This is a genomic window from Streptomyces sp. H39-C1, from assembly GCF_027158125.1.
Classification (GTDB): domain Bacteria; phylum Actinomycetota; class Actinomycetes; order Streptomycetales; family Streptomycetaceae; genus Actinacidiphila; species Actinacidiphila fildesensis.
In genome coordinates, this window is sequence record NZ_JAPVLS010000080.1 from 1 (window position 1) to 6,176 (window position 6,176).

Genomic DNA, 6,176 nt, shown 5'->3' on the forward strand with positions numbered 1-6,176 from the left:
TCCCCGATAGCCGCGGACGACCTGCGGCCCGGCGACGTACAGCTCCCCCACGATGCCCGGCGGCACCGGGCGCAGCGCCGCGTCCAGGACCCGGACGGTGGTGCCGGGCAGCGGGCGTCCGATGTGCGGCCCCTCGCACCAGGCCTCATCGACCGGTGCCGAGGTGACCCATACGGTCGCCTCGGTGGGGCCGTAGAGATTGGTCACCGTACGCGCCCGCCGGACCAGTTCACGTGCCAGCGGCACCGGCAGCGCCTCACCGCCGACGAGCGCGTGCACGCCGGTCAGGTCGGCCTCGGCCGTCTCGGTGAGCGCTCCCCACAGCGACGGCGTCGCCTGCAGATGGGTGATCCGCTCGGCGCGGAGCAGCCCCGCCAGCAACAGCGGGTCACGGACCTCCTGCTCGGAGGCCAGGACCACGCAGGCCCCCGCGCGCAGCGGGGCCATCAGTTCCAGTACGGCGATGTCGAACGACAGGGTCGTCACCGCGAGCAGCCGGTCCCCGGCCGTGAGGGGTGCCGCGGTGGGAATCGCGGACAGGAAGACGTCCACGTTCCGCCGGGTCACGGTCACGCCCTTGGGACGTCCGGTGGAACCGGAGGTGTAGATGACGTACGCCGCCGAGTCCGGGTCGGCCGGGCGGTGCGGGGCGGGGTCGGTCCGGAACGGTGTGCCGCCGTCGAGGAGGGCGTCGACCGCCTGGCCGAAGTCGTCCGCGTCCAGGTCCAGGATGTGCGTGCCCTCGGGCGGGTCAGGGAACAGCGCCCGGGTGCGGGCGTCGACCACCAGCAGCGCGGGGCGGGCGTCGTCCACCATGTGGCGCAGCCGGTCCTGCGGGAAGGCCGGGTCCAGCGGCACGTATGCCGCTCCCGCGCGGGCCACGCCCGCCAGGACGGCCGGCAGGCGTCGTGAGCGCGGCAGCGCGACCCCGATGAGACGGTCCTGGCCCCGGTCGGCGGCCGAGGCGTGCCCCGCGAACATGGCGGCGAAGGCGTCGGCGGCCCGGTCGAGTGAACGGTAGGAGGCCGTCCGGCCGTCGAAGACACAGGCGTCGGCGTCGGGTGTCAGCCGGGCGTGTTCTGCCAGCAGTGCGTGCCAGGGAGGTCCGTCGGCCGCCGGCGGGCCGCCGGGCTGCCAGTCGGCGAGGTCGGCCAGGTCGTCGGCGCAGCGGACTTCGGCGGCGTCCACCCGCCGGTCCGGCCGGGCGACGAGGTCGCCCAGCAGCACCGAGAGACGCCGGACCAGGCGGTCCGCGGTGCGCGCGTCGAAACGGGCGGCATCGAACTCCAGCGTCAGCCCGACCGACGCGGACGGGCCCGCGTCGACGAAGGTGAAGTTCAGGTCCACCTTGGGATCGGCCAGGAAGTCCGGGGCGTCGCCGGTCGGCAGCCCGAGCACCCTCCGGACACCGCCGTCGCCGTTCGGCTGGTGCAGGAAGCCCAGCATCACCTGGAACAGCGGGTTCCTGCCCGGTACCCGGGCCGGGTTCAGTGCCTCGACGACCTGCTGGAACGGCAGGGTTGCCTGTTCGAACGCGGCCAGGTCGGTCTCCCGGACCCTGCCGAGCAGCTCGGTGAACGTCGGCGATCCGGACAGATCGGCGCGCAGCACCACGGTGTTGACGAAGAATCCGACCAGGTCGTGCAGCGCCGGGTCGGCCCGGCCCGAGGTCGGCGCGCCGATCACCACGTCATCGCCGGCGCCCAGCCGCGACAGCAGGGCGGCCAGCGCGGCGTGCAGCGCCATGAAGAGGCTGGCCGACCGGGAGCGGGCGAGGTCCCGCAGCGGGTCGATCAGCTGGGCCGGGAGCTCCAGGGTGACCAGGCCCTCGCCGCGCGAGCCGCGCAGCGGCCGGTCGGCGGGCAGTGCCATCTCCTCGGGCAGGCCGTGCAACTGCCGCTGCCAGTAGGCCCGTTCGGAGGCGTGCCTGCTGTCCGGGTCGGTGGGATCGCCGAGCAGGTCGGCCTGCCAGCGGGCGTAGTCGGCGTACTGCACCGGCAGTGGCTCCCAGTGCGGCGGGTGGCCGGCGGCGCGGGCCGTGTAGGCGGTGTCCAGGTCGTCGAGGAGCGGCCGGTCGGACCACTCGTCCATCGCGATGTGGTGCAGCACCAGGGTCAGTACGGTGTCGCCGGTGTCGTGCTCCTGCAGGACGAGTGCCCGCAGCGGAAGATCCGCCGACAGGTCGAAGGGCAGCGCCACCGCTTCGGCGACCAGGGCCGCCGTCCGTGCGGCCGGGCCGCCGACCACGGTCACCGGGACGGGCGCCGGGTCGGTGATCCGCTGCACCGGCTCGTCGTCGACGACCGTGTACAGCGTGCGCAGGATCTCGTGGCGGGCGACGACGTCGGCCAGCGCGGCGCGCAGCGCCGGGACGTCGACCGCCCCGCGCAGCCGTACCAGCAGCGGGTAGTTGTACGCGGTGGAGCCCGGCTCCAACTGCTGCAGCAGCCAGAACCGCTGCTGCGCGGCAGACAGCGGCGGGTGTTCCGGCCGGACCCCCGCCACCAGGGCGGCCGGTTCGCGGCCGGGCCGCGCGGCCGCGATCCGCTCGGCGAGCCGCAGCGGGGTCCGGGTGTCGAACAGGTCCCGCAGCGACAGGTCGGTACCCAGTTCGGCACGGATCGCGCCGAGCAGCCGCATCGCGATCAGGGAGTGTCCGCCGGAGTCGAAGAAGTCGTCCTCGACGCCCACCGTCCCGACGCCGAGCACGTCGGCGAAGAGCCCGCACAGGACCCGCTCGGCGTCGTTCGCCGGGGGGCGGGACACGGTGGTGACCGGGACCGGCCGGGGCAGTGCTGCCACGTCGAGTTTGCCGTTGACGGTCAGCGGCAGGCCGTCCACCACGGCGTACGCGGTGGGCACCATGTAGCCGGGCAGCAGCGTGCGCAGTTCACGCTGCACGGTGGCGGCGAGAGCGTCGGGGTCGAAGGCGGCGTCGGGAACGAGGAAGGCCGCGAGGCGCCGCCCGCCGGAGGCGTCGGGGGTCGCCAGTACGGCGCACTGGTGCACACCCGGCAGGCCCGCGACCGCGTTCTCGACCTCGCCCAGCTCGACCCGGTAACCGCGGATCTTCACCTGGTCGTCGGTGCGGCCGAGGAAGTCCAGGTTGCCGTCGGACCTGGCCCGTACCAGGTCGCCGGTGCGGTACATCCGCCCGCCGGGCACATACGGGTCGGCGACGAACCGCTGCGCGCTGAGTCCGGGTCGGCCGAGGTAGCCGCGGGCCAGGCCCGCGCCGCTGATGTACAGCTCGCCGGGCACTCCCGGCGGCACCGGCCGCAGCCAGCCGTCCAGGACGTAGCCGCGGGTGTTCCAGATCGGGCTGCCCACGGTGGTGGCGTCGCTGTCGGTGGTGCCGCCGCCCAGGGTGTTGATGGTGTACTCGGTCGGGCCGTACAGGTTGTAGCCGAGGACGCCGTCGGTGTCGCGCAGCGCCGACCACAGGGTCTGCGGCACCGCCTCGCCGCCGAGCAGCACCAGGGCGGGACGGTGCGCACCCGGCCGGCCGCCGTACTCCTCGCCGTCGAGCAGGCCCTCGTCGATGAGGTGCTGGGCGTAGGTCGGGGTCACGTTCACCACGTCGACGCGGTGCCGGTCGCAGTAGGCCACCAGGGCGCGGGCATCACGGCGCAACTGCTCGTCGCAGATGTGCACATGGTGCCCTTCGACCAGCCACAGCAGCTCCTCCCAGGACATGTCGAAGGAGAACGACACGGTGTGCGCGATGGTGAGGATCCGCTCTCCGGCGGCGGTGACCGTCGGGTCGAAGATCGCTTCGCGGTGGTTGAACTGCATGTTGGTCAGTCCGCGGTAGGGCGTCACGACGCCCTTGGGGCGGCCGGTGGAACCCGAGGTGTAGATCACGTACGCCGGGTGGTCGAGCCGTCCCGGACCGCCGGGCGCGAAGGCCCCCAACTCCTCGTCGGTGAGCGGCTCGTCGTGCACCGCCAGTGCGCCCGGGGCGTCCAGGAGCAGCACCGGCACCGGGTGCGCGGCCAGCCGGGGCGCGACCGGTCCGGTGGTCACCAGCAGGACCGGTGTGGCGTCGGCGAGCATCCCGAGCAGCCGTTCGTCAGGGTTGTCCAGCTCCAGCGGCAGATACGCGGAACCGGTGCGCAGCACGGCGAACAGCGCCACCACCATGTCGATGGACCGGGGTACCGCCAGCGCGATGATCTGCTCGGGACCGGCACCGCGGGCCAGCAGCGACCGGGCCACCCGGTTGACGCGGGCATCCAACTCGGCGTAGGTCAGGGTGGCGTCGCCGAAGGTCAGTGCCGGGACGTCCGGGGTGCGGACGGCCTGGCCGGCCATCAGCTCGGCGATGGTCGCCTCGCCGAAGGACCGCTGCGGGCCGTCCCACATCCGGGTCAGTGCGGGCAGTTCGGCGTCGGTCATCACCGGGACGTCACCGACGGCCGCCGACGGGTCCTCGGCCAGCCGCAGCAGGACCTGCTTCAGCCGGGCAAGAAGCGCTTCCGCCTGCTCGCGGGGTACCACGTCGTCGCGGAACTCCAGCCGCATCCGCAACTGCCTGCCGGGTGTCGCCACCCAGGTCAGCGGGTAGTGGGTGGCGTCGACGGCGTCCACGCCGACGATGCCGTGGGCGTCCTCCAGATCGGTGAAGGTGTCGTCGTCGAGGAAGTTCTGCAGCACATAGAGGCTGTCGAAGAGCTGCCCGCGTCCCGCGGCGCGCTGGATGTCGCCCAGGCCGAGGTACTCGTGGGCCATCATCGCCACCCGGTCGTCCTGGACCCGGCGCATCACATCGCGAGCGGGCTCGCTCGCGTCCAGCCGGACAAGTGCGGGCACCGTGTTGAGGAAGACACCGATGACGGTGTCGATGCCGTCGAGTTCGGTCGGGCGGCCGGCCACGGTCGTGCCGAAGACCGCCTGGTTCCGGCCGCAGGCATGGGCCAGCACGATGCCGAGCGCGGTGCTGAGGACCGCGTTGAGCGTCACCCCGCTGCGCCGGGCCGACCCGGTAACGCTGTTCGTCTCGTCCGGTGACAGCTGGAACGACAGGCTCGTGGCCAGGACCGGCGCGGTGCCCATCGCCGCAGGGAAGAGCAGGGTCGGTTCCTCCAGCGGGGCGAGCAGTTCGCCCCAGGCCCGCGCCGAGCCCTCGGCGTCCTGCTCCGAGAGATGGCTGAGGTAGTCGGCGAAGGTCGCCGACGGGGTCTCGTAGGCGGCGATCCCGCCGGTACGGGCCTGGGCATAAGCGCTGAACAGTTCGCGCAGGACCAGTTCGCGCGACCAGCCGTCCCAGAGCAGCAGGTGGTATGTGAGCAGCAGCCGGTCCCGTCCGCCGGGGAGCGACACCACGGTCAGCCGCATCAGCGGTGGCCGGGCCAGGTCGAAGGGGCTGCGCCGGTCCGCGGCCGTCACCTCCGCCAGCTGCCGCGCCGCGGACTTCTCGTTCAGGCCGGACAGGTCGACCACGTCGACCTGTCCGGTCAGGTCCGTGCCGACCAGGGCGACCGGGCGGTCCACCCGGTCGGAGGTGAAGCCGAGACGCATCGCGGCGTGCCGCTCCAGCACGGCGGCGCAGGCCCGGCGCAGGGCGTCGGCGTCCAGGCGTTCGGCGAAGTCGAAAGCGTTCTGCGCCACGTACACGTCGGCGTCGCCGGCCAGCCGGGCCTGGAAGAACAGGCCCTCCTGGAGCGGCGACAGCGGCCAGATCGCCTCCACGGGCACCGGGGCCGCATCAGCCAGGGCGGTGACCTCAGCAGGGCTCAGCGCGAGCCCGCCGAGGACGGGCAGTACTGCCGCGTCTCCCCCGGTGTCGGCGAACTCGCGCAGCGCTTCCGCCCAGGCGTCGGCGAGCGCGGCCACCTCGTCGGCGGGGATCCCGCCATCGGCGAAGGTGAGGACCGCGTGCAGTTCCGGTCCGTCCGGGGTGTCGTGGCAGGCCGCGTTGATCTCCACCAGGTACGGCGTGCCGAGGTCCGGATCGGGGGCCGTCCGCAGCGCCTCAGGTGCGCTCGCCCAGTCGTGCTCGGCGCCCACCGGGAACCTGCCCAGGTAGTTGAAGAGGAGCTGGGGGGTGCCGAGCCGGGCCAGCACCGGCGCGGTGCGCGGATTGCAGTAGCGCAGCAGCCCGTAGCCGAGCCCGCCGTCGGGCGCCGCCCGCAGACTGTCACGGACGTCCCGCAGCGTCGGAGCCAGGTCGCCCG

Annotated in this window: 1 protein-coding gene; it reads right to left on the minus strand. The window is 73.4% G+C overall.

Translation table 11 applies throughout. From position 1 onward, the window contains the following. The coding region (locus tag O3W51_RS36870) for a non-ribosomal peptide synthetase (protein ID WP_269288465.1) at positions 1 to 6,176 on the minus strand (6,176 nt) is incomplete at both ends.